Annotated in this window: 22 protein-coding genes; 4 read left to right on the top strand and 18 right to left on the bottom strand. The window is 61.8% G+C overall.

All coding sequences use genetic code 11. The annotated features are described in order from the left end of the window. Positions 1–4: 4 nt before the first annotated feature. From ACTM82_RS00450 to tmk, 8 genes are all read right to left on the bottom strand, one after another. A complete protein-coding gene (locus ACTM82_RS00450) occupies positions 5–1,084 on the bottom strand; it encodes an NAD(P)-binding domain-containing protein (protein WP_441054140.1) in 1,080 nt (359 codons plus the stop codon). 98 nt (positions 1,085–1,182) lie between these two features. After that, entirely contained in the window at positions 1,183–2,136 is a 954-nt protein-coding gene (locus ACTM82_RS00455; RefSeq protein ID WP_441054142.1) for a DegV family protein, read from the bottom strand. 80 nt (positions 2,137–2,216) lie between these two features. Beyond that, positions 2,217–2,801, bottom strand: coding sequence for a ribosome hibernation-promoting factor, HPF/YfiA family (gene hpf / locus ACTM82_RS00460; RefSeq protein WP_055285508.1), 585 nt, complete (start codon positions 2,799–2,801; stop codon positions 2,217–2,219). A 317-nt stretch (positions 2,802–3,118) separates the two neighbouring features. Further along, positions 3,119–4,111 carry a substrate-binding periplasmic protein gene (locus ACTM82_RS00465; RefSeq protein WP_441054215.1) on the bottom strand — a complete coding sequence of 331 codons (993 nt, stop codon included), beginning with the start codon at positions 4,109–4,111 and terminating at the stop codon, positions 3,119–3,121. Positions 4,112–4,715: 604 nt separating this feature from the next. After that, a complete protein-coding gene (locus tag ACTM82_RS00470; RefSeq protein ID WP_441088498.1) occupies positions 4,716–5,501 on the bottom strand; it encodes a ComF family protein in 786 nt (261 codons plus the stop codon). Between the two features lie 123 nt (positions 5,502–5,624). After that, positions 5,625–7,319: a PSP1 domain-containing protein gene (locus ACTM82_RS00475; protein ID WP_441016105.1), complete on the bottom strand. Its 1,695-nt coding sequence runs from the start codon at positions 7,317–7,319 to the stop codon at positions 5,625–5,627. Then, positions 7,310–8,437, bottom strand: coding sequence for an ATP-binding protein (locus tag ACTM82_RS00480; protein ID WP_427794013.1), 1,128 nt, complete (start codon positions 8,435–8,437; stop codon positions 7,310–7,312). Before ACTM82_RS00480 ends, ACTM82_RS00475 begins: the two co-directional genes overlap by 10 nt. Position 8,438: 1 nt before the next feature. Next, entirely contained in the window at positions 8,439–9,122 is a 684-nt protein-coding gene (tmk, locus tag ACTM82_RS00485) for a dTMP kinase (protein ID WP_441054146.1), read from the bottom strand. A 296-nt stretch (positions 9,123–9,418) separates the two neighbouring features. On the opposite strand from tmk, the gene ACTM82_RS00490 reads away from it, so the two are divergent. Next, complete coding sequence (locus ACTM82_RS00490; protein ID WP_441054148.1) at positions 9,419–10,405, top strand: zinc-ribbon domain-containing protein; 987 nt, start codon at positions 9,419–9,421, stop codon at positions 10,403–10,405. 143 nt (positions 10,406–10,548) lie between these two features. On the opposite strand, the gene ACTM82_RS00495 is transcribed toward ACTM82_RS00490, so the two are convergent. The 7 genes from ACTM82_RS00495 to ACTM82_RS00525 form a co-directional block, all read right to left on the bottom strand. Beyond that, complete coding sequence (locus ACTM82_RS00495) at positions 10,549–13,122, bottom strand: DNA topoisomerase I (RefSeq protein WP_441054150.1); 2,574 nt, start codon at positions 13,120–13,122, stop codon at positions 10,549–10,551. Positions 13,123–13,176: 54 nt separating this feature from the next. Beyond that, positions 13,177–13,860 (bottom strand): hydrogenase nickel incorporation protein HypB, encoded by a 684-nt coding sequence (hypB, locus tag ACTM82_RS00500; protein ID WP_152068470.1) that lies wholly within the window; start codon positions 13,858–13,860, stop codon positions 13,177–13,179. Between the two features lie 54 nt (positions 13,861–13,914). Beyond that, on the bottom strand, positions 13,915–14,271 hold the full coding sequence (gene hypA / locus ACTM82_RS00505; RefSeq protein ID WP_152068469.1) for a hydrogenase maturation nickel metallochaperone HypA: 357 nt from the start codon (positions 14,269–14,271) through the stop codon (positions 13,915–13,917). Positions 14,272–14,277: 6 nt separating this feature from the next. Beyond that, positions 14,278–15,072: a twin-arginine translocase subunit TatC gene (tatC, locus tag ACTM82_RS00510; protein ID WP_193221504.1), complete on the bottom strand. Its 795-nt coding sequence runs from the start codon at positions 15,070–15,072 to the stop codon at positions 14,278–14,280. Next, positions 15,072–15,644, bottom strand: coding sequence for a twin-arginine translocase TatA/TatE family subunit (locus ACTM82_RS00515; RefSeq protein WP_193221503.1), 573 nt, complete (start codon positions 15,642–15,644; stop codon positions 15,072–15,074). The genes tatC and ACTM82_RS00515 overlap by 1 nt, the downstream gene beginning before the upstream one ends. Positions 15,645–15,797: 153 nt before the next feature. Next, the gene (locus ACTM82_RS00520) at positions 15,798–16,112 is read right to left on the bottom strand and encodes an STAS domain-containing protein (RefSeq protein WP_154515032.1); all 315 of its coding nucleotides are present in this window, start codon (positions 16,110–16,112) and stop codon (positions 15,798–15,800) included. Between the two features lie 66 nt (positions 16,113–16,178). Continuing rightward, positions 16,179–17,483, bottom strand: a complete 1,305-nt coding sequence (locus ACTM82_RS00525) for an aminotransferase class I/II-fold pyridoxal phosphate-dependent enzyme (RefSeq protein WP_152068466.1) — start codon at positions 17,481–17,483, stop codon at positions 16,179–16,181. A gap of 158 nt (positions 17,484–17,641) precedes the next feature. Between ACTM82_RS00525 and ACTM82_RS00530 the strand changes: the two genes are divergently transcribed. Next, the gene (locus ACTM82_RS00530; protein ID WP_152068465.1) at positions 17,642–17,896 is read left to right on the top strand and encodes a hypothetical protein; all 255 of its coding nucleotides are present in this window, start codon (positions 17,642–17,644) and stop codon (positions 17,894–17,896) included. Between the two features lie 100 nt (positions 17,897–17,996). Here ACTM82_RS00530 and nhaA read toward each other — a convergent pair whose 3' ends face one another. From nhaA to ACTM82_RS00545, 3 genes are all read right to left on the bottom strand, one after another. After that, on the bottom strand, positions 17,997–19,355 hold the full coding sequence (nhaA, locus tag ACTM82_RS00535) for a Na+/H+ antiporter NhaA (protein WP_441054152.1): 1,359 nt from the start codon (positions 19,353–19,355) through the stop codon (positions 17,997–17,999). Positions 19,356–19,618: 263 nt separating this feature from the next. After that, positions 19,619–20,542, bottom strand: coding sequence for a manganese-dependent inorganic pyrophosphatase (locus ACTM82_RS00540; RefSeq protein ID WP_441016085.1), 924 nt, complete (start codon positions 20,540–20,542; stop codon positions 19,619–19,621). 166 nt (positions 20,543–20,708) lie between these two features. After that, positions 20,709–21,662, bottom strand: coding sequence for an ROK family protein (locus tag ACTM82_RS00545; RefSeq protein ID WP_441054154.1), 954 nt, complete (start codon positions 21,660–21,662; stop codon positions 20,709–20,711). 340 nt (positions 21,663–22,002) lie between these two features. On the opposite strand from ACTM82_RS00545, the gene ACTM82_RS00550 reads away from it, so the two are divergent. After that, positions 22,003–22,722, top strand: coding sequence for a GntR family transcriptional regulator (locus tag ACTM82_RS00550; protein ID WP_154515044.1), 720 nt, complete (start codon positions 22,003–22,005; stop codon positions 22,720–22,722). Between the two features lie 72 nt (positions 22,723–22,794). Continuing rightward, complete coding sequence (locus tag ACTM82_RS00555; protein WP_441054156.1) at positions 22,795–23,727, top strand: type I phosphomannose isomerase catalytic subunit; 933 nt, start codon at positions 22,795–22,797, stop codon at positions 23,725–23,727. Positions 23,728–23,996 lie beyond the last annotated feature (269 nt).

Consider the following 23,996-nt stretch of genomic DNA (forward strand, 5'->3'; position numbering starts at 1 on the left):
GGCGCTACTCCTCGTGATGGTGGCCGCAGCAGCACTCGTGACCGTCGTCATGGCCGTGGCCGCCGCAGCACTCGTGGCCCTCGCCATAGTGGTGGCCACAACCGCACTCGTGGTCGTCGCCATGCTCGCCGCAACCACAGCCTTCCTCGTGAGCACCATGCTCCTCGGGACGATACTGCGACCAGTCCAGACCGGCGGCAATGGCGTCGGCCTCCTCCTTATAGAGGACATTGATGGCCTGGGTACCCAGCTTGGCGCCACCGATGGCGTCGAGCATGTCATAGAGCGTAAAGGCCACGTCGGCGCCGGGCAGCGCAAGCTCGCGGTCGTCGGCATAGGCGAGCGCCAAGCGCAGGTCCTTGATGAAGTGCTCCACCATAAAACCGGGCTTGTAGTCGCCGTCGAGCGCCTTGGGCGCCAGGCTCTCCATGGCACCGGACTTGCCGGTGCCGCCCAGGATCATCTGACGGGTCTTCTCCATATCAAGGCCGCTCAGCTCGGCAAACGCCAGCGCATCGGCCATGCCGACCATGCAGGCGCCCAGCGACACCTGGTTGGCGAGCTTGGCAGCCTGGCCCTTGCCGGCGCCGTCGAAGCAGCAGATGGTTGCCGCAAAGGTGGAAAGGATATCGCGGACCGGGGCAATGTCGTTCTCGGTAGCGCCCACGATAGCCGTAAGCGTGCCGGCGATAGCACCCGACTCGCCGCCGGTGACGGGGCAGTCAAACGCCATGCGGCCGGAAACCTGGGCGGCCTCGGCAATGTCGCGCGCCAGCTCGGGCGAGCTCGTGGTGAGGTCGATCAGGACCGCACCGGGCTTAGTGCACGCGAGCAGACCGTCGCCCGCCAGGTAGAGCTCCTCGACCTCGGAGGGATAGCCCACCATGGTAAAGACGACGTCGGCGTTCGCCGCGGCATCTGCCGGCGTATCGGCCCAGACGGCACCGCGCTCAACAAGCGCTGCAGCCTTGGACTTGGTTCGGTTGTTGACCGTGACGGGATAGCCAGCGTCCAGAATGTGGCCGGCGATAGGGGCACCCATGATTCCGGTGCCGATAAATGCGACAGAGAGCTTGTTTGCCATGAAACCTTTCCTTTTGGGTTGGGTGTTATTACCAGGTTGAATACTCGTTGCCAGCGTTTGGGCTGTGAGTCGAGGGCGATTACGGACGCAGCGCTTGTCTACTGGCCGCGCACGCGGCGGGCGATGCGGTCGGAAAGCGACGCCTTGTCGGTGCGGTTCTTGCCCCAAAACGCGCAGGCCACCATGCCGGGGCCCACGTGCGAGCCGATGGTGGGGCCCACGGAGCTGCGAATGATCGTGACGTCGCCGCAGCCCTCCTCCTTGCGGATGGCGGCTTCGAGCCAGTCACCGTCCTTTTCGGCATCGGCCGTCATGATGGCGATGGGCATGGTGCGATCGGGCACGTAGTTCTCGCGGAACGACTTGAGGATGGACTTGAGCGCCTTCTTGCGGCCGCGGTTGACGCCGATCAGCGACAGCGAGCCGGCAAGGTCGTAGGAGAGCTCGGGCTTGACGTCGAGCTTTGCCGTGAGCTGCGCCGCCGCGGGCGGAATGCGGCCGCCGGCAGCCAGCGCATCGAAGCTCTCGAGCGTAAAGTAGCCGTGCACGTAGGTCTTGGCCTCGTTTGCCCAATCGACCAGCTGCTTGGCAGTCAGTCCCGCCGAACGCTGGCGCACGGCCTCAAGCGCCAGGAGCTCGCCGGTCGCGCAGGGCAGGGCGTTATCGACCACGTAGAGCTCAAAGTTGGGATACTCGGCGCGCACGGCATCTGCCGCCTGGCACGCGGAGTTGTAGCTCGACGAAAGCGCCGAGGTAAAGCACAGGTAAACCGTGGGCGTGCCCTCTTTGGCGCACTCGGTAAAGAACTCGATATAGCGACCGAGCGACACAGCCGAGGTGGACACGCGGGCACCGGCGCGCATACGGTCGTAGAACTCCTTAGGGCTCATGCTCGACCAGATGTCGTCCGTGCGCTCCTCGCCATCGATAATGAAAGGGAAGCCCAAGATATCGACATCGAGGTTCGCGGCGACCTCGGGGTTAAAGTCGCAGCAGGTATCGACGACGATACGGCAACGGTCCGAATGACCGGCGGATGCGGCCTTGTCCATCAAAGCGACTCCTTACGTAAAAAAGGCGGCCACCCGCATGGGATGGCCGCCAACCGTTAACTCATGCAAGTTAACGTATTTTACTCGTCAAGTGTTTCGATGCGGGGCTTGATGATGCCATATCCACCATTCTTACGGTGATACACCACATTGATGAGGCCAGTCGTCGCGTTCTCGAACACGTAGAAGTCGTGGCCGAGCAGATCGGTCTGCACCAGCGCCTGCTCCTCAGTCATCGGGGTGACATCGATGACCTTCTCGCGGACGAGCAGATCGTCGTCCTCCTCGGGCAGCAGCAGGTCGGCCAGATCCTCGACGCGCTCGACCGGTGCGACATCCGCGGCGCTGGCACCGCCCTGGCGGTTGTCCACAACCTTGGTCTTGAACTTGCGCAGCTGGCGGGTGACCTTATCGGCGGAGAGATCGATGGCGGCATACATATCTGCGCCGTGCTCGGCGACGCGAATCACAGAGCCGCGGGCACGAACCGTGACCTCGACGATTGCCGGGTTGGGGTTCGAGGGGTTCTTCTCATAACGAAGCACGACGTCGACTGTCATGGGCTCGATATCGAAAACCTTGAGCGCCTCGCCGATCTTCTCGTCCACATGCGCACGCAGAGCATCGGTTACCGTCGTCTTGCGTCCAGAAACCTTGATATCCATACGTGGCTCCAATCTGCCTCGGGGACTTACTGTACTGGCTATGTACCCATTGCCGTGCATTTAATCACCCGAATTCCCAAAGGCCCGAATAACGACTGCTTGATACCGCATACCGAAGTCTCGCACTTTTCCGCGGCAAAGTGCGCTATATGAGGGCGTCGGCGGAGTTGGTTTTTCTCCTGGAAATTGCCCTTGAGCTGCTGGTTTTATCAAAATTGAAAAGCCGGGCTCCCCTATTGGGGAGACCCGGCCATGCGTGTTGAAACCGTGAAGAAGCGCCTTGTTCAATGTATGGCAGGCGCCACCCCTACCAATAACTAGCTATTGAGCTTGTTGATGTCATCGTCGGTGATGGCGCCCTCCTGGCTAGACGACGGGCGGTCGCCGTTGTTATCGGAGGTGTCGCCATCGGAGGACTCGGTCTCGTTGGACGTGGATTCGGATGCTTGCACATTGGCCCCCGAAACAGTCTTGGCGGTAAGGTCATAGGGCATTTGGCCGTACCAGACGCAGTGGACCGCCTCGAGCGTGCCGTCGACCGTGATGTCGTCGAGGGCATCGCTCACGGCACGGCACAGCTCATCGTTAGAGCTAAGGCCTGCGACGCCAAGCGTGGAGGGCGTCTCGAGCGTGCCGACACAGGAGATCTGGCTCATCAGGCGCGCGAGGTAACCACCGGCCGTGGAATCACAGATCACGTAATCGACCTCGCCCGACTCGAGTGCCTCGAAGCACTCGTTGATGTTGGAGAAGGTCTTTTGGTTGGCCGTGATGCCCTGCTTGGCGAGCGCTTCCTGCGAGGCCGAGAAGGTCTGAACGCCCAGGGTAGCGGTGTTAAGCGTTTCGGTGGAAACGCTCAACGACTCGCCGTCACTGCTCTTGCCGAATACGGCGGGGGCGTCGTACAGACAGGTGCCAAGCGAGCTGATATCGCCGTCCGTAGAGCTGACGTCGCCAATGAAGATATCGGCCTTTTTATCGCTGAGCGCGGAATCGGCCGAGGACGCATCGACAAAGGCGACCTTGAGACCCATGCGGCATGCGAGGGCACGAGCGGCATCGACCGCATAGCCCGTGAGGTTTCCGTCGGCATCCTGCATGGCTTGCGGGACATCGGAAGTATCGAGGGCGACCGTCAGGGTTCCCGGCGTGACCAGGGCATCGTCCGATACCGTGGGGGTAACGGTCTCGCGCTCGATCTGGTCGATCGTGGGCGTCGTGAACGTGGACAGTGGGCTGAACGCGCATCCACTCAGGCCCAAAACGGCAATGACCGCCGCGGTCCCAGCACCCAACCGAGCTGCATGCATCAAGCTGCCCCTCACCATGTCCGCTACCCTGCCTTCTATGTCGTATACGATCCGTGCCCTGCACGGAATATCGGGTTGTTCCCACCAGCTGACCTGGTATTTGACCCCACACTTGCGCACCGGGGCGTTTGCTCGGGAGGCCGCAGCCACCTTCACGACTGGCCCGCTCGCCCGCGAGGCGGTATTGCCCCAAAGAAAGTAGAACGGACGGTGCGGCTTACATCTAGGACGCGCCATGATCGCGCCGCGCGCACGCGGTCGCTTACGTGGATCCCTTTGACCGCGTCTGTCTTGGACTTGGATGGGCGCATTGCCCGTCCGCAACCACAGCCTGGCGGGAACGTAGCGCATTATAGCTAAGTTCAAGCTAAAGTTTAAGGTTAGGTCGTCATTCGCACCGCGAGTACAGATTTCGCAGGTCGAGGCGGGCAGCACACGGCGCTCTTCATCGGGATGGAAGTCCCTCCAACTGATGTGACCCATTTGCCGGCGCTCGGCGCGCATCATGCGTAGCGCCGAGGCGCCGGTCAGGATTACAGAGGCTGCCAGTTGCTCGCCTGTCGGCTCGACGCGCCGTGCAATCTTCACTGCCACAAAACCACCCCTACCAAACGCGTGCGATAGCGAGGCCGTCGACGGCTTTGGCGCCGGCGCGCTTAAGCTCCGCCGAGGCCGCTGCCATTGTCGCGCCCGTGGTAATGACATCGTCGATGAGCAGCAGACGACAGCCACGTACATCCTCGACCGTCTCGTACATGTCCCGGGCATGTTCCCGGCGCTCGGCGCGACCGAGTTCGCGCTGGTCGCCATGACCGTATTTGACCAAGGCGTCCAGCAATGGCACGCCCGAAAGATCGCAAAACGAGCGCGCGATTGCTTCCATGTGATCAAAACCACGCCGCCGAAACGCCGCCGCAGTCGCGGGCACAAATACCACCGCGTCGACACCGGACAGCACGCCGCCGTAACGGTCGGGGGCTGCTACCTGGGCATGCAAGGCGGTGTCGTAGAGCAGCTCTGCCAGATACGGTGCCAGACGGCGCTCGCCCGCATCCTTGTATGCCTTGATGATGCGCGGCAACGGATGTGCATAGACAGCGCACGCCAGGCAGCGATCGAGGGCCTTAGCCACCGTCGAAGACGCACCCTCGACCGAGCACTCGGTACACAGCAGGTCTCCAAACGGAGCGCCGCACCTCGTGCAGCTGTGGCGCGGATCGACAAGCGTGAGCGACGCCAGGCACTCCCGACAAATAAGCGCACCGGCACGCTCGCAACCGGCGCATCGCGTGGGCGAAAGAACCTCGAGTGCCTCATGCGCCGCGCGCTCGGCAAACGGTAGCAATTCATCCGCAAACGGCAAGATGCCGGCACTCCGTAAGCGGCTCAAACCATTCAGACAGTTATTTATGACAAAACCCTCCCTACGCTTGGGCGAAGGGAGGGTTGTCGATTCAGTGCCATGATACCCCGTTGCACTTGGGGTCAGACAAGTCGAATCCGCTTGCGGGCGCTATTCGCCGGCAGGCGGTTGCGGTGCGGACGAGGTGTGGGTCGAGCCTTCGCCACCATCCTGGCGCGGCTTGCGGGAACGGCGACGGCGGCGGCGCTTCTGACTCTGGTCGGCCGAGCCCTCGCCACTGCGATCCTCACGCGGTTCGCGCTCGTCGCGAGCACCGCCGCGCGAAGCCTTGGCGGCAGCTCCTCCGCCATCGCCGGGGCGACGGCGCGTGACCTTGACTTCACCATCCGAAACCTGATCGGCCACAGAAGGAACCGAGGGTTTCTGCTGCGTGCCCGAGGAATGGCGACGGCGCGGACGCGGCGCGCGCTCCTCCTCGCCACGTGGCCTGCCAGCCTTGTCGGCAGGCGCGTCGGAGGCCGAGGCACCCTTGGGAGCGGCACCGGCCTCGCGAGCGGCTGCGGTGCGGAAGGCGTCCTCGCGCTCCTCGCTCGACAGGTGGCGGCGACGACGGCGCGTGGGGTTCATGCCGCCGCCGCGGTTTTGCTGCTGGGGCTGCTGAGCCTCGCGCTCGCGAGAGGCGTTCTTGCCCGCGGTCTCGCCGTTGTCGACGGACGCCGCGCGCTTGCGGCGACGACGGCCGCCGGCCGCCTCCTCGGCCTCGGAAGCCTCGGCCTTGCCGCGGCCCTTTCCGCGGCCACGACCCTCGCCCTGGCCCTGACCGGCACAAGCATCGGATTCGGCATCGCGACGACGGCGCTTGGGCATCGACGTGCCGGCCAGACGGTCGGCACTCGACAGGCCATCGCCCACGTCGACGCCGTTCTCGCGATCGAGCTCCATGAGCGCCAGGCGCATCTCGGGCGACTCGATGCGCTCGAGCACATCGCGCGTCACGCAGTCGGGGCGGCAGCTGCAGCCCTGCTCGGCGGCCTTCTTTTTGCAGCCCTCCGAGCACGTCATATCGGCCAGGTTGACCTTAAAGACTTTACCGTTCTCCAGGCGCAGCACCAGCTGCTCACGCGGCGTGTCATATTCCTGGATACGCGCCTTGCCGAGCGGCGTATCGATGAGCGTCTTCTTTTTGGGCGCGCGGCTCTTAAAGTCCTTGTACGCCTCGAACTCATAGCGCAGGCAGCACATCAGGCGGCCGCACACGCCGCTGATCTTAGACGAATTGAGCGGCAGGTCCTGCTCCTTTGCCATGCGAATCGAGACGGGCTCAAACTGTCCGCCAAAGCGCGTGCAGCAGAGCTCCTGTCCGCATTGGGCATAGCCGCCCACCAAGCGAGTCTCGTCGCGCACGCCAATCTGGCGCATGTCAACGCGAATGTGCAGCGTCGAGGACAGGTCCTTGACGAGCTGACGAAAATCGACGCGCTCCTCGGCCGCAAAGTAGAATACGGCTTTCTCGCCGCCAAACAGGTATTCGACACCCACCGGCTTCATCTCGAGGTCGAGATCTTTGACCAGACGGCGGAAATCGACCATGGCCTCATCGCCCTGGATGGCCAGGTCGTCGGCAAGCTGCAGGTCGATATCGCTCGCCACACGCAGCACGGGCTTGAGCGGCTGACCGATCTCGTCTTGCGGCACCTCGAAGGGATCGGCCGTGACCAGGCCGATCTCGGTTCCGCGCTCGGTGGAGCAAATGGCATAATCGGCCTCGAGGATATCCAGATCCTGCGGGTCAAACCACAGGTCGCGCGAGGCGTAGGTAAACTTAACGGGTACGACTAACGGCATTTCAGTGCCTTCCTGATATCGAACAGCATGACCTCGATGGCCAGCTGGGGAGTAACGTTTCTGGCAATGTTGCGCTCGGCGGTCGCGACCGCCTCGAGCGCCCGGGTGGCACCCGCAACATTCGTCGCGGCGGCAAGCCGCCCGATCGTGTCGCGCACGTCCTCGTTCACAATGTCTGCCGCCTCATCCTGAAGCGTCAGCAGCACGTCGCGCATGAGCGTCCGCGCGCTCGCCAGCGCTTCCATGATACCCGAACGCTCGCGCGCGTTGAGTTCGCGCTTGTTGCGGTCCTCAAGCTGCTTCAATGCTCCACGCGACAGATAATCGGCGTTTTGCTCGAGCACCTTTTCCTGCGTGGACTTGACCTCGGCGAGCGGAGCCTTAACGGCGACGATGAGCGACTTGGCACGGCTGAGTACATCGGCCTCGTCGGCGGCGATGAGCGAATCGATGGCGCGGATCATTTGGCGGCGAGCATCCTGGCGCTCGGCGCTCTTAAGGAACTCGATGCCGCGCGTGGGGCTCCCCGCCACGGCGACCGCCATGCGACAGCGTGCGAGATCCTGGCCCGTCGCGCGGCTCACGGCCTTCGTGGCCACGGCGGGCGACACCAGCCGAAACGGAACGCACTGGCAGCGGCTCACGATGGTGGGCAACATCACGTCTGCCGAGGTGCCCAGCAAGATAAACATAACGCCCTCGGGCGGCTCCTCGAGCGTCTTGAGCAGTGCGTTGGCGGTGTTGGCGCGCAGCTGCTCGGCACGGTCGATGATGTAGACCTTGGCCTTGGCACGGATGGGCGCCAGCGGCACGTCGTCGAGCAGCTCGCGGGTCTGGGCGATGAGGTAGCCCGTGGCGCTCTCGGGCGTGTAATAGTGCACGTCGGGGTGCGTATGGCGGGCGACACGCACACAGCTATCGCATGAGCCGCAACCGTCCTGCTCGCACAGGAAGGCTTGGGCGAGCGCCCAGGCGGCATCGAGCTTGCCGGCACCGGGAGCGCCCAAAAACAGGTAGGCGTGCGATGCGCGGCCGCTGGCGACGGCGTTGGTCAAAAAATCGCGTACGCGCTCTTGGGTGTCGAGCTTGGCCAGCAGGCTTGCCTGAGCGGGGGCCATGTTACTCGGCCTCCTGGGCAAGCGTGGCGGCGACGGCGTCCTGGGAAATGTCGAGACCGTACGCGCGAACCTGCTCGACCGTCTGCGCGAAGACGTCCTCGATGGAAGCGGTGGCGTCGATGAGCTTCACGCGATCTGGCTCCTCGGCGGCAATGGCACTAAATCCCTGGTAAACGCGCTCCTGGAACGCCATGCCCTTGGCCTCCATGCGGTCGACCGCACCACGGGCGGACATGCGCAGCGCCGCCTGCTCGGGCGTGATGTGATAGACGAGCGTGAGTGCCGGGTGCGTCCCCGCGACAGCAAGGTTGTTGGCGTCGCGTACCATCTGGCGATCGAGGCCGTCGGCAAACGCCTGGTAGCAGGTCGTGGAATCATAGAAGCGGTCACACAGGACCACCTTGCCGGCCGCAAGGGCGGGAGCTATGACCTCGTGCACCAGCTGGGCGCGTGCGGCCTCGTAGAGCAGCAGCTCGCAGGTATCCCCCATCGCCGTATTGGCGGGGTCGAGCAGCAGGGCACGGATCTTTTCACTAATGGCGGTACCACCCGGCTCACGCAGGGTCACGACCTGGTAGCCAGCGAGCTCGAGCGCACGGGCCAGCAGGCGCGCCTGCGTGGACTTACCGGCACCATCGACGCCCTCGAGCGTGATAAAGCTATGTTGAGCGGGCTCAAAAGCCATGGGCGCAGTCCCTTCCTACAAGGCGCGTAAATGCAGATATATCAACCAAATCATGATACCCCAGGGGCAGGCGCACCCCAAATCCAACCTAGTCATTGGGGACGTTCTTAATTGACTGGTCGTTTAAGAACGTCCCCAATGACTAAAGGTGCCTTTCCAAAGTTGCGGTGAAATAGGGACTGACCGAAGCTCTAAGACCGCCAAACAGTCCCTATTTCACCGCAACTTATGATGGGGAATTTTGGATGCTTGGTATAATCGTCGTATGGCATTGAAATGTGGCGAAAGGAGTGGCAATGTCTCGGTATTGCGCCTCGTGCGGCAAGCTTCTTGCAGATAATGCCAAGTTCTGCACCTCGTGCGGTGCACCCGTTGAGCAAACAGCCGCGAGCGATAGCCAGCCCGCTTTTGAGCAGACCGGGCCCCTTGATACGCCGCAAGCCAAGGCGGACGATCCCCTCGCTTATCACCCCGACCCCGCCGCAAGCCCCGCGGCCGTCGAGACCACGCAGTGCATACCCGTCGCGAGCGGCTCGCCCCAACAGCAGCCGGCTCCCGCATACGTGCCTGCTTCGCCACAGACCCCCGCTCCCAAAAAGAGCGGCACCGGGGCGCTTGTCGCCGTTATCGTTGCGCTGGTGGCAATCATCATCGCCCTGGTCATCTTCTTTGTGATCAAACCGTTCGACAACTCCGCCACGCAGACGACTGCCGAGGTTACCAAGCTGCACCACGATGTTGACGATGATGACCTCAAGCCTCTCGGCGACCCCAATAGCCTTTACGACGATGACGATGACGACGAGGACGAGGCTGGCGGCGAAGCAACCCTCTCCGAGCAGAACCTCTACCGTCGCCTGAGCGAATACTACGACCTGCTCGAGGACCTCGATAGCCAGGTCCGCGCCTGCGCGCAGGCCTTCAATGGTAGCTATCTGGAAGAAGATCGCACCACCCGTCAAAATCTCGCCGACGTCGCCGAGCGCACGGAGGAGACCATCGAGCAGTATTACGATATCGTCGAGGACCTGGACGTCCCCATGAGCTCCAAGAACTACCACTCCTGGAAAGACATCATTGCCCTGTATGACGACCTGGATCACCGCATCGACGCGATCTGCGATGCCTGGGAGATCAGTCTAAAGTACGCAAAGCCCTCGGACCATAAGGACGAAATCGTGGCGCCGCTGGCACGCGACAACGAGCCGGGAACCAGCAGCAACAAGTATCGCTTGGACTTTGAGGACCGCTATCCCAGCGCCAAACCCGTCGAGGTGAACTAGCGTTTTGTCGTTCCCGAGCTGGCAGTTAGGGACGTTCCTACACTGCCGACAGAAAAGGAACGTCCCCAACTGCCGAACAAAAACGGGCGAGGATCATGGGACCCTCGCCCGTTTTTGTTTTGGGCAATGTTTCGGCTGCGCCGCTACTTGCTGGCGGCCGCCTTCTTTGTGGTCGTCTTTTTCGCGGCAGCCTTCTTGGCAGTCGTCTTTTTCGCCGTGGTCTTCTTCGCCGTACTCGCCTTGGTCGTCGTCTTGCGGCCGCGGGCGGGCTTCTTCTCCTTGGTCGGGCAGTCCATGTTGACGCAGATGCGCCACGGACCGCGCGCCGTGTTGACCACCACGATGGGAGCGCCGCACTCGGGACAGGTCTCGCCCGTCGCCTCGAGTTTGCCACGCGCCGGCAGCGGATAGCTCACGCCGCAATCGTCATAGTTGGTGCAGCGGATAAAGCGCTTGCCGCTCTTCTCGCTCTTGTGCGCAATCAGATCGCCATGGCGTCCGGCCTCGGCGCACACCTTGCACTCGCCCACCTTAAGGTCGGGCTCGTAATTGGTGGGACACGTGGGGTTCACGCAGATCTCGAAAGCCTTCTGGCGGAACGGCTGGCACTTAATGCGCGGTGCGCCGCATTCGGGACACACGGCAGCCTCGCCCTCGAGCGGGCTCACCTTGACGCCGCTCGGCACCGGATAGGTCACGTCGCAGTCGGGCCAGCCCATGCAGCCGATAAAGCTACCGCGGGTCTTGGCGCTCGTCTTCATGACCAGATCCTTGCCGCACTTGGGGCAGGCGCCCACGCGCGCATCGGCCGTGACGGCATCGCTGATGGCGTCGCCCAGCTCCTGCGTATGCTTGAGCAGCTCATCGAGCACGCCGGCCAGCAGCGCGCGCGAGTGCGTCACGACATGCTCTTCGGTATCTTCGCCGCGCTCCACGCGGGTCATGTCGCCGTCGAGCTCGCTGGTCATATCGGGGCTCGTGATGCGCGGGGCAAACTGCGACAGTGCATCGATGATGGCGATACCCAGCTGACTCGGCTCCACGGGATCGTTTTTGAGGTAGCGCACGGCGTACAGGCGCTCGATGATGCTCGCGCGCGTGGACTTGGTGCCCAGGCCGCGCTTTTCCATCTCCTGCACGAGCTTGCCCTGGCTGTAGCGCGCGGGCGGCTCGGTCTGTTTGGCCTCGAGCTTAATGTCGAATACGTCGACCATGTCGCCCTGCTCCAGCGGCGGCATCTGCTCGTCGCGCTTGAGTCCGTACGGGTATGCCTCGCGGAAACCCGGGGTCACGAGCACATCGCCCGAAGCCACGAACGGCTCGCCGTTCACGTCGAGCTCGAGCTTGGTGTTCTCGATGGTGGCGGGGCCCATAAGCGTCGCCAGGAAGCGACGAGCGATGAGGTCGTAGAGCTTGCGCTGGCCACCGTCGAGCGTGGACGGATCGCCCTCGCCCGTGGGGTAGATAGGCGGGTGGTCGGTGGTCTCGACCTTGCCGCGCGTGGGCTTCATGGGACCGGCGAGCACCTTTTTGCATACGGGCGCCAGCGCCGGGTTGATCTTTGCCAGGTCACTCACCACGGCGCCCAGATCGAGCGTCGCGGGGTACACGGTGTTGTCGACACGCGGATAGCTGATGAGGCCCGCCATGTAGAGGGACTCGGCGATGCGCATGGTGCGTGCGGGCGAGATGCCCTCGGCCGCAGCGGCAGCCTGCAGCGAGGTGGTCGCAAACGGCGTGGGCGGCTGCTGCTTGCGCGAGCGCTTGGTCACCGCGGCAACGGTTGCCGTCGCAACGCCGTCGACATGGCCGTACGCCGTCTCGGCAGCATCCTTGTCGGTAAAGCGCGCCGTCTTGTGCGCGATCTTAAAGCGGTCCTCCTCGGCAGCAGCCTGCGCGGCAGCCATGCCGCGAATCTGCCAGTAGTCCTCGGGCACAAACGCCATGCGCTCGCGCTCGCGCTCGACCACCAAGGCGAGCGTCGGGGTCTGCACGCGGCCGGCAGAACGCACGTTGCCAAAGCCGCCAAACTTGGCGAGCGTCAGGTAGCGCGTGAGCACCGCACCCCAAATGAGGTCGATGTGCTGACGACTCTCGCCGGCATCGGCCAGGTTCTGGTCGAGCGAGACGAGGTTATCAAAGGCCTGCGTGATCTCGGCCTTGGTAAACGAAGAATACTGGGCGCGGGCAACCGGCAAGTCGGGCGCAACCTCGCGCACCTTGTTGAGGGCGTCCGAACCAATCAGCTCGCCCTCGCGATCGAAGTCCGTGGCGATGATGACGCTGTCGGACTTCTTGGCAAGGTTCTTGAGCGAGCGAATGAGTTCTTTCTCGGCCGGCAGCTTGATAACGGGCGCCCAGGTAAGGTAGGGCAGGCTCTCGAGCTTCCAGCCTTTGATGGAGATACCGTCGGCAAGGAACGGTTTGCGCTTGGTGTCATAGGGCGGGCGCGCCAGGCCATCGGGTATGTCGGCCGGCAGCATCTCGCCGTCCTCGGTGACCGAGTACCAACCCAGCTTTTTATCGAACAGCACGCTGTCGCAAAAATCGGGCGCAAGGATGTGACCGGCAAGGCCGATTGTCACGCACTCCTCGCCCTTCCACTCAAAACGGTAGATGGGGGTGTTGTACACCTTGTCCTTTTTGGGCTTGCCCGTGGAAAGACGCTCGGCAATCTGACGCGCGGCGTCGTTTTTCTCGGCGATGATGAGCTTCAAAAGAGGCTCCTATCTCGTGTGTCTGCGGCTGCGCCCGCACGTACGACGGCCGACTTACGCCCTTGTTTGTTCGATCTGCCCGATGAGCCAATCGCACCAGGCATCCATGCCCTCGCCCTTGCGTGCGCTCACGGCAAACCGCGGCGCCTGCGGATTGAGGTCATCGAGTGTCTTAGTATACCTATCCATGTCAAAATCGAAAGCCGGGGCCACATCGACCTTGTTGAGCAGCTGTGCGCCAGCGTGCTGGAAGATGCCCGGGTACTTAATGGGCTTGTCGTCGCCCTCGGGCACCGAGAGAATCATGATGGACAGGTTCTCGCCCAGGTCAAAGTCGACCGGACAGACCAGATTGCCCACGTTTTCGATAAAGATAACATCGATGTTTTGAAGGCCCACTGCCTGGTCAAACGCATCAACGGCCTCCATGATCATGTTGCCCTCGAGGTGGCACAGACCGCCCGTGTTGATCTGAATGGCGGGCATGCCGGCTTCCTTCATGGTGATGGCGTCGACATCCGAGGCGATATCGCCCTCGATGACGGCACAGCGCAGGCCGGCTTTGTCGCGCAGGCGCTCGTTGGTGCCCAGAATCGTGGTGGTCTTACCAGAGCCGGGACTCGACAGCACATTGATCACATAGGTGCCTGTCTCTTTGAATCGCTGACGCAGCTGATCTGCCAGGCGCTCATTGCGCGACAGAATCGGCGATGCGATATCAATAGTTTTCTCGGCCATACTCGGCACTCCTTACTTCTACCATTTATACCCCGTCCCCAAATGGCAGGCTGGTTAATTGTCGGGGGTTTCAATCTCGATGCTGGCGATGTCGAGCTCGCGGCCGTGCAGCAGGCGCACGTTGGTGCCGCCACACTGAGGACAGCGGCAATGGAAGCGGTCGTGCTCAAAGACCTCGCGGCAGTCCAGGCACTCGCTTTGTGGATGGACTTCCTCCACGGCAAGCTCGCAGCCGCGCGTGAGCATGTCCTCGTCGCGAAACGTCTCCCACGCAAAGTCGAGCGCCTCACGCACAACTTCGGTCATATCCCCAATGCGCAGCGTTACCAAAACAGCGCGCGAGGCCCCCGCCCCACGCGCCGCGCGAATCACTGTATCGAGTATGCCGTTGACAATGCCAACCTCGTGCATACGGATTTACTCCTCGTCGTCCTCGTCGTCGTTCGAGAACAGATCCAGACGGCTCACAAACAAGCCTTCCTTGCCATCGCGCGCGGTAATGACCACGCGGGCGATGGCGAGCGAAATCTCGTAGAGCGAGAGCAGGGCGCCATACATGAGACCCAGCGTAACGGGCGAGCCGTCGGGCGTAATCACAGCCGAGCCCGCAAGCAGGCCAACGTATACGTAACGCCAGGCACCGCGGAAGGCCGCATAGGACACGATATGGAAGACAGACAGGTAGAAGATGATGAGCGGCAGCTCAAACGCCACACCAAAGCCGATCATAAAGAGCAGCTCCATGTTGACGTAGTTCTCCAGATCGGGCAGCGCCGTAGCGACGGCCGAGGTTTCGCCGATGAGCCACTCAAAGCCCGCAGGGATGATGATGAAGTAGCAAAAGATTGCGCCCAGGAAGAACAGCACCGTCGAGGCGAGCACCGTGGGCACAACCCACTTGCGCTCGTTGGGGCGAAGCGCCGGCAGGAAAAACGCCAGAATCTGCCAAATGATCATAGGCGTGCACATGACAACGGCCATCTTGAGGGCCAGCGAAAAGCGCAGACCAAAGCCGCCGAGCGTGGTGGTGATGTAGAACTTACCGTCCGGCACAAAGGAGCGGATGGGGTCTTCCAGGATGTCGAGCACCACGGGCGTGGCGAAATACAGCACGATGGCGGCGGCAAAGACCGACACGACCACGATGGTCAGGCGACGACGGAGCTCACCCAGATGATCGAAGAGCGGCATGCGCGCAGGTCCGATAGGCATTACTCATCGCCTCCCTTCGGGGCATGGGCGGCAGCGGCGTCGTCCTCGGCCTCGAGCTCGCGAGCGAGCTGGTCGACGACGGCCTTGCGCTTGCGGGGACGACGGGCGTAGAGGTCAGCCGTCGTGGGCTCTGCCGGCTCGGGCTCGGGCTCCGGCTCTGCAGCAGGCTCGGGCTCGACGGCGGCAGCGGCAGACTCGGCGCCCTCAGCCTCACCAGCAGCACCTTCGTCCTCGGCAGCACCCTCACTCGCGGCCTTCTCGGCGGCAAGGCGGGCACGGCGCTCGGCAAAGGTCTCCTTCTTTGCGGGCGCGGCCGTCTCGACGGCATCCTCGTCCGCATCGGAATCGTCGTCGACGGCAGCCTTCTTGGGCTTGACCGGAGCCGAAGCGGCCTCGCTTACCGGATCGATAATCTCGGACTGAACAACAGCCGTCATCTTTTCCTGCGTCTCGCGGAACTGACGGATGGCACGGCCGATCGTGCGGCCCATCTGCGGGAGCTTATCCGGGCCAAACAGCAAAAAGCCGAAGACCACGATGATCGCGAGCTCACCCTCTCCAATACCAAACACACATACCTCCAAGGCTCGATGTGAGTCGAGCCCGCACCGCGCCATTCGGCCGGAACTCGTCTATTCATTCGGTCAAGTATAGCGCCCGGACGTCAAAACATCCGAGCGCATCACAAACATATACCAAACGGCACGCCCTTTTTGGGGCAGGGCTTATGCCGCCGTAATTGAAATCTCCTGGTCGACACCCAGCAACTGAACCACGCGCATCACCGGGGGTTGCACGTTGACGCAGCCAAACCGCTTGTCGTGATCGGCTGCGTGGTGCGCGGCGCCCACAAGTACGCCAATACCTGTCGAGTCGATATAGCTCACCTGGGCAAAGTCGAGCTCAACGGCCTCGGTGGGCTGCTCGAGCGCCAAGTCGATGGCGTTACGCAAGCTGTCGGCGTTAGAGATATCAATCTCACCGGTCACCCTGATGGTGTAGAGCTCCGGCGTGGGGTTGGTGGAAATACCCAAATCCATATATACGCTCCTTTGCGTATCGAGAGTGCGGATGGTACTGGACGCGGATTTGCGGGGCCCTACGCGTTAGGCGCGCTCGGCACGAGCAAGCTCGGCAGCGACGAGCTTGACGGCCAGCACCAGCACGTCGAGTGCGGCCTCCAGGTCCTCGACCGTGGGATAACTCGGCGCGATGCGGATGTTGGTGTCGCGCGGATCCTTGCCATAAGGCCAGGTGGCACCTGCCGGCGTGAGCTTGACACCCAGGTCGGCGCAAAGCGCGGCGACCTTTTGGGCCGAGCCCTCGGGGCCATCAAAGCTCACAAAGTAGCCGCCGCGGGGATGCGTCCAAGTAGCGCAACCCGTATCGCCCAGGCCCTCAGTGAGCTTGCGCTCGACGGCCTCAAAGCGCGGACGCAAGAACTCGGCATGCTTTTTCATGTGCTCCTTGACCGCCTCGATGGTGGGAAGGAAGCGCACGTGGCGTAGCTGGTTGAGCTTGTCGGCGCTGATAAGACCGGCCTTCAGGCGCTTGGAGAACTCCGCGATGACCGCGGGACTCGCACCGATAAAGCCGATGCCCGCGCCCGGGAAGGTGATCTTGGACGTCGAGGCGAATGCCACCACGCGGTCCTCGGTACCCGCCGCGCGGGCAAGATCGAAGATGTTGGCGAGCTCGTCGGTCTCGTCGTACAGGTCGTGCACGCAGTAGGCGTTGTCCCAAAAGATGCGAAAATCGGGCGCGGCCGTGGGCATCTCGACCAAGCGGCGCACGGTGTCCTCGCTAAAGGTGATGCCCGTGGGGTTGGAATACTTGGGCACGCACCAGATGCCCTTGATGGAGTCGTCGGTGGCAACCAGGCGCTCTACCTCGTCCATGTCGGGGCCGTTGCCGGTCATCGCGACGGGGACGTTCTCGATACCCAGGTCGGCGGTGATGCCAAAATGACGGTCGTAGCCGGGAACCGGGCACAGGAACTTGACCTTCTTACCGTCGTGCGCAGCCTCATAAGCCTCCCAAGGCTCGCTGCCGCACGAGCCGCAGCGCCAGAACATACCGGCGATATCGTGCTCGATCAAAAGGCTCGACGAACCCAGTACGAGCGTCTGATCGGCGGGGCAACCCAGGAACTCCCCCGCCAGCTTGCGTGCCGAGGGAATGCCCTCAAAGCAGCCGTAGTTGGAGCAGTCGACGTTACCGTCGTGCAGATCGGCGTCGGCATTGAGGATATCGAGCATGGGGCGCGAGATGTCCACCTGGGAGGGCGACGGCTTGCCGCGCGCCATGTCGAGCGCCAGGCCCTTGGCCTTGACCTCGGCAACCTCGGCTTTGAGCGCCTCGATGGCGGCATCGAGTTCGGTGGTTTCCATCTTCTGGTAGATCGTCTGCATGGGTGCGACCTTTCGCAAAGCGGGACGTTGCAGTTTGTCTAAGTATAGACCGCTACCGCCGCAACGGTATGAAGCCGTGATAGATTAAGTCCATCGCAATGAATTACGATATCCACCGTATGACCCGTATAGCCGCATGGCACATCCAAGGAGGCAGTATGGAATACGGCTCTTTTCAAGCCGAGGAGTTCGGAGACCTGCAGCGTCTGGTCGACGGCTTGTTTTATGACCGTAAGGCCATTGACCGCCTGGATCTAATCGTTCAGGCGGAGATTTTGGACCTGGCTCCCGATCTCATGGAAATCGTGAATCTTTTGCCGCCCGGCTACTACGACCGCCAATCGCTTTGCGACCAGCTTAACTCAGCCCTTGCCGCCCACGGCTGGGGCGCCGTCTACGGCACCGTGGAATAAAAATGGCAAATAAATGAAACGCCGTTTGTGACAGTGCTCACAAACGGCGTTTTTTCACACGAGGGCATCCGGGGCATGTCCGGCCCCGGTTTTCGCGCTCCTACTCGTCCTTGGGCGAAGGGTGCTTGCAGACCACACTCATGTAGATCATGCCCAGCACGGCCGCGGTAACAGAACCGGCAAGAATGGCGGCCTTGGCGGCCAGAACCTCGAACTGGGCCGTCGGGAAGGCGAGGCCGCTGATGAGGATCGACATGGTAAAGCCGATGCCACCCAAAATGCCCACGCCGGCGATCATATGCCAGTTAACGTTATGAGGCAGCTCGCAAGCCTTAAGCTTGACCAGGGCAAACGTTACGCCAAAGATACCGATCGGCTTACCCAGCAGCATGCCAAAGTACACGCCGAGGGTCACCGGGTCGGTAAGCAGCACGCTCATGTCCACGCCCACAAGGCGAACCTGCGCGTTGACAAACGCAAAGATCGGCAGGATCACAAAGTTGACCGGCGTGGAGATCAGGCGCTCCATGCGGATGAGCGGCGGGGTCACACGGTGCATGACACGCTCGACCTTGGTGGTCGAAAGGGTAAAGTCGTGCTGGCCCAGGATGTGCGCCTCGTCGTCGTAACGGTCGTCGAGCAACGGCAGGTACTCGCCTAGCCAATCGGTAAGGCTATCGAGCTTAACACCGCACTTGGCCGGGATGGTGAAGGCCAGGATGACACCGGCAAGCGTGGCGTGCACGCCGCTCTTAAACATGCAAAACCACAGCAGCAGACCAAGCACCGAGTACGGGGCAAGGCGATAATGCTGAGTCTTGTTGAGCCACACAAGTGCGCAGGTCACAACTGCGACGGCACCCAGCCAAAACGGACTGGGGCTCTGGCCGTAGAAAATGGCGATGGCGGCGATGGAGATGAGGTCGTCGGCGATGGCGAGCGTCGAGAAGAACACGCGCACGCCGTTGGGCACGCGATTGCCCAAAAGCGACAGCACGCCCAGCGCAAAGGCAATATCGGTTGCCATGGGGATGGCCCAACCGTTGCGGGCGCCGGCATGGTTAAAGATCAGGTAGATGCAGGCGGGAACGACGACGCCGCCCACGGCTGCCAGCATGGGAAGCATGGCCTGACGCGGATTCTTGAGCTCGCCGACCGTCATCTCGTACTTAAGCTCAATGCCCACCAACAAAAAGAAGATCGCCATGAGAAAGTCGTTGACGAAAAGCTCGACGGTGAGGCCAGCCGTAAGGTTGCCCAGACCCACATACAGCGGGGTCTCCAAAAAGTGATGGATAGCCTCGTAGACATCGGTGTTGGCGCAGATAACGGCGGCGATGGCGGCGATGACCATGACGGCGGCGGAAATCGTGCCGTTCTCGGCGATGCGCTCCCAGATGTCATGACGTTCAAAGCGCTTGCGCTCACGAACGTTGAACAGCTGCTCAGTTGCTGCCATGGGCGGCTCCTTTCACGGGAAAGCTCCCGTCTTAAAAAAGCACGGCCCGCCCAAGTGGCGGCACCGCGCTCCAACGTATTACGCTTGCATCTAGCCTACCCTGCACGACAAGCACGCAGGCGTGGCCGAAAAGCGGAACCACAGGTTGAACATTATTTGCCCAACGGTACGGGCGCCCCTGTCCAATAGAGGACGCGGTCCCGCGCACAAAAAACGACCGGAGCGCGGGGCGTCCGCGGTCCGGTCGTAGCAGGCTACAAAACCTAGCAGGCGGCCATGATGGGGGCAGCGACCTGCTTCTTACGGGAGAGGACGCCCGGCATCCAGACGCCGTCGTGCTCGTCGGCAATGCCCAGGCCCTTCTGAGCGGCCTCGGTCTCGCCCTCGAGCAGGACCTGCGAGCCCTCCTCCATGATGTCGGTGATGCACAGGACGATGCCGTCGGCACCCTTCTCGGCGGCGTAGGCGCGCATGGCCTCGCGGATCTCGTCGATCATGCCGAGCGCACGGCTCTTGTCGACGGTCTCGTACTGGCCGATGAGCAGCTTCTTGCCGGCGGGCTCGAACATCTTGATGTCGTTGCCGACCATCTCGGCTGCGGTGAAGGAGCCGGACGGACGGGTGAGGAAGACCTCCATGCCAAACTTGACCGGGTCGACGCCCACCTGCTCGCCGAGCTTGGCGGCGACGGCGCGGTCGACATCGGTGGTGGTGGGGCTCTTGAGCATGAGCGTGTCGGTCATCATGGCCGAGAGCAGCAGCTTGGCCTGAACGTCGGAAAGCTCAACGCCGAGCACGCCGGCGAGCTTAGTGACGATGGTGCAGCTGGAACCCCAGGGCAGGCAGATGTAGTGCAGCGGGCCGGCGCTCTCAAAGTCGCCGATGCGGTGATGGTCAACGACGCCAAAGACCGTGGCGTCCTTAAGGCCGGCGACGGACTGGGCGGACTCGTTGTGGTCGGTGAGAACGACAAGCTGGCCGGCCTCGACGGACTCAATCATGCGGGGCTCGGCAATGCCGGCGTCTGCGAGCAGCTTGGCGGACTCTGCCGGAAGCTGACCAAGAGCGCAGACCTCATAGGTGTTGCCGGCATACTCAACCTGATTGAGCAGCTGAGACAGAACGACGGCGCTCATGATGGCGTCGTTATCGGGGTTCTGGTGACCAAAGACAAGAACGTTTGCCATGGGTATCCTCCACTTGGTATGTGTAATTAGACGTAGCTATGGTAGCACGCTGGCAGCTGGCCTTTGGGGACGGAAGGGCCACGGCATATTTTGTGGCAGGTATGGGGGCCAAGGCTGTCCCTTTTGCACCATGTTGGTGCAAAGTAACCTGGCCCCCTTGCACCAGCTATTTACCGGCAGCGCGCAGGGCTACGTAGGCAGAACCGATGATGCCGGCGTCGTTTCCGAGCGAGGCAACCTTAATGGGCGTCTCGCGCGAGGCGGAAAGCGCGTAGCGCTGGAAGTACTCGCGAACCTTATCGAGGTAGACATCGGCCGAGGCGGAGGCGCCGCCGCCGATCAGGAACATCTCGGGATCGACCACGTTGGCAATAAGCGCCAGGGCACGGCCAAGATAGTCGGCCATGGTATCGGCCGCGGCCAGCGCGAGCTTATCACCCTCGCGGCAGGCTTGGAACACGTCCTTGGAATCGGAGGGGCCGGTGAGCTCGATGGGCTCGACGCCCGCCTTCTTGCACTCGGCAAGGTAGTTGCTCACCACGCCGGTGGCGCTGGAATACTGCTCCAGGTGGCCATGGCCGCCGCAGCCGCAAGTGCGCTCCTCAGCCGGATTCAGGCACATATGGCCAATCTCGCCGCCAGCGCCCACAACACCCGACACCACATCGCCGTTGACGATAACGCCGCCGCCCACGCCGGTACCGATGGTGACCATCACCACATTCTGCACGTCCTTGGCAGAACCGAGCCAAGCCTCGCCCATGGCAGCGGCGTTGGCATCGTTCTCGTACTTAACGACCGCATCGGGGCAGTGCTCCTGAATGGCGATCCTCAACTCGGGCAGGTTAATGGCAATGTTGGCCTTGACCTTGGCATCGCCCGCTGCCGGAATGGGGCACGGAACAGCAAGGCCAATGCCCGCCACAAAGGCGCGCGGAATCTGTGCCTTGGCGACCACCTGGTCGATAGCCTCGGTCACCGCGGCAAAGCCCGCAGCGTCAACGATGGGAGGCGTGGGCACGCTGACCTTCGCAAGCAGGTTGCCATCCCCGTCGAACAGGCCCTCCTTAACCGAAGTGCCGCCGACGTCGATGCCGATGTAGTACTGCTTAGGTTCCATAGGGGCCCGCCTTTCTCGTTTAAACATTGTCTGTATGGTACCGCTCCCAAGGCAAAAACCTACCAAAAAGGGACAGGTTTGTTTTGGTAGGTTTTATCTGAGGAAATGCAGAATACAGGATTCGGTTCGCTGGGTGCTAAATCGGTTCGGCCCCGTCCTCGGACCGATTAGATTTCTCAACACGACATTATTCGAATGTATATTTATTTAGAGCGCTTTTATTTTTAGCGCAAAGCGACTTTTAGTAATATATCTATCGAACTTTTCAATGACTCAATAGGGATACTTAGGTGTTGAGTATACTTTCTTTTATACTCAATCAAGTTGGAAAGGAGGTTTCATGATTCCCAAATACGAGGCGATAGCTGCAGATATTCGTCGAAGTATTGAGGATGGCGCTCTTAAACCAGGCGACAAGCTTCCCACCGTCGTTGAGTTCTGCGAGCTCTATAGCGTTTCCAAAATCACCGTCAAACGAGCTATCGAGCAAATCACCGAGGAAGGTCTTGTTACCAGCCGTCGTGGATCGGGTACCTACGTTAAGGACACGGCGGGGCTTCCCGGCCAAGCGTTTTTCCAGGGCAAAAACGACCGTGCCCAGGGCTTTTCGTATGAGCACCGCGGGGAGAAGGTGACCTCGGTGGTCTACGACTTCTCGATTGTTAATCCACCAGCGGACATCGCAGCCCAGCTGGGAATTGCCGAGGATGACTTTGCCTATCACATCGTGCGCGTGCGTCAGGCCGATGAGAAGCCCATCGTTATCGAGTACACCTACATGCCCCTCGAGCTGATTCCGGGCCTTAAAAAGAAGGACCTGTACGGATCGGTCTACCGCTTTGTCCGCGAGCAATGTGGGCTGAAGATCTCGAGCTTCCACCGTACCATTCGCGCCGTGGCAGCAACCGAGGAAGAAGCCGAGCGCCTGGACACCAAACCTGGCTCTCCCCTACTCGAGCTCAACCAGATTGGCTTTTTGGACAGCGGCGCGGCCTTTGAGTATTCGGTCTCGCGCAACGTTGGCGACCGCTTTGAGTTGCACAACGTAACGTTGGCATAGGTTTTTGTAGTCATGCGGGCGCTCGTTTTGAGCTGTTTGTGCAACGCCCGCGCAACACAATGGGGTATGAATATGTCCGATTTGATTAAACTGACGCCGATCTTCCACGAGAAGATCTGGGGCGGCCGCCAGCTCGAAACCGTATTTGGCTACGACATTCCCGAGGGTCCCATCGGTGAGTGTTGGGCCATCTCGGCCCACCCCAACGGCGACTGCCAGATTGCGGAGGGCCCGTATGCCGGCCACACGCTGTCGTGGCTGTGGGCCGAGCACCGCGAGCTCTTTGGCAGGTGCGAGGGCAAGGAGTTCCCGCTGCTCGTTAAGATTCTGGACGCCAAGGACGACCTTTCGATCCAGATTCATCCCAACGACGAGTACGCCGCCAAGCACGAGAACGGCAGCCTGGGCAAAACCGAGTGCTGGTATGTGCTGGACTGCGAGCCCGGCGCCACGATCATCGTCGGCCAGCGCGCGCATGACCGCGCCGAGGCCGCACAGATGATCGAGGGGGGCCGTTGGGACGACATGCTCAACGTGCTGCCGATCCACAAGGGCGACTTTTTCCAGATTGATTCCGGTACCGTGCATGCCATCAAGACCGGCACGCTCATTTTGGAGACGCAGCAGTCAAGCGACGTGACGTATCGCCTGTACGACTACGACCGTCCCGGCACCGACGGCAAGCTGCGTCCGCTGCACATTGAGCAGAGCCTCGACTGCATCGACTTTGATGCTCAGGCTCCGACCGACGGCACGGTGGCCGCGCCCGAGGTGAACGGCGTGACCGAGCTCGAGTCTAACTCCTGCTACACCGTCGATCGCGTGCGCGTCGACGGCAGCAAGACCTTGGAGCAGCGCTGGCCCTTCATGTGCCTGTCAGTCATCGACGGCAAAGGCACCGTCTGCGGCGACCCCGTCCACAAGGGAAGTCACCTGCTGGCACCCAGCACCGTCAGCTCCATTGACCTCGAAGGCCAGATGGAACTGATTATCAGCCACCTCTAGGTCGCGCCAACAACCAAAACGCAACAAGGGGCTCTCCCGACCATGTACGGAAGAGCCCCTACTCGTATCTATCTATCAGCCCACCCGGCTCTCCAGATCAAAAAGCGAACGAGCAGAGCAACGTTCGTCCAGCAACGTTACCCGAGGACCTGGGCGGGCGTATGGGGCAACATCGATCGCGAGTTCCGCACGCAAAGGAGGCCACTTAATGTGGCCTCCGTCTTGCGCAGGACTGCCCGAGCAGGCGATGTTTCCCCATACGCCCGCAC

This window comes from Collinsella sp. HCP3S3_E5, from assembly GCF_052067635.1.
Classification (GTDB): Bacteria; Actinomycetota; Coriobacteriia; order Coriobacteriales; family Coriobacteriaceae; genus Collinsella.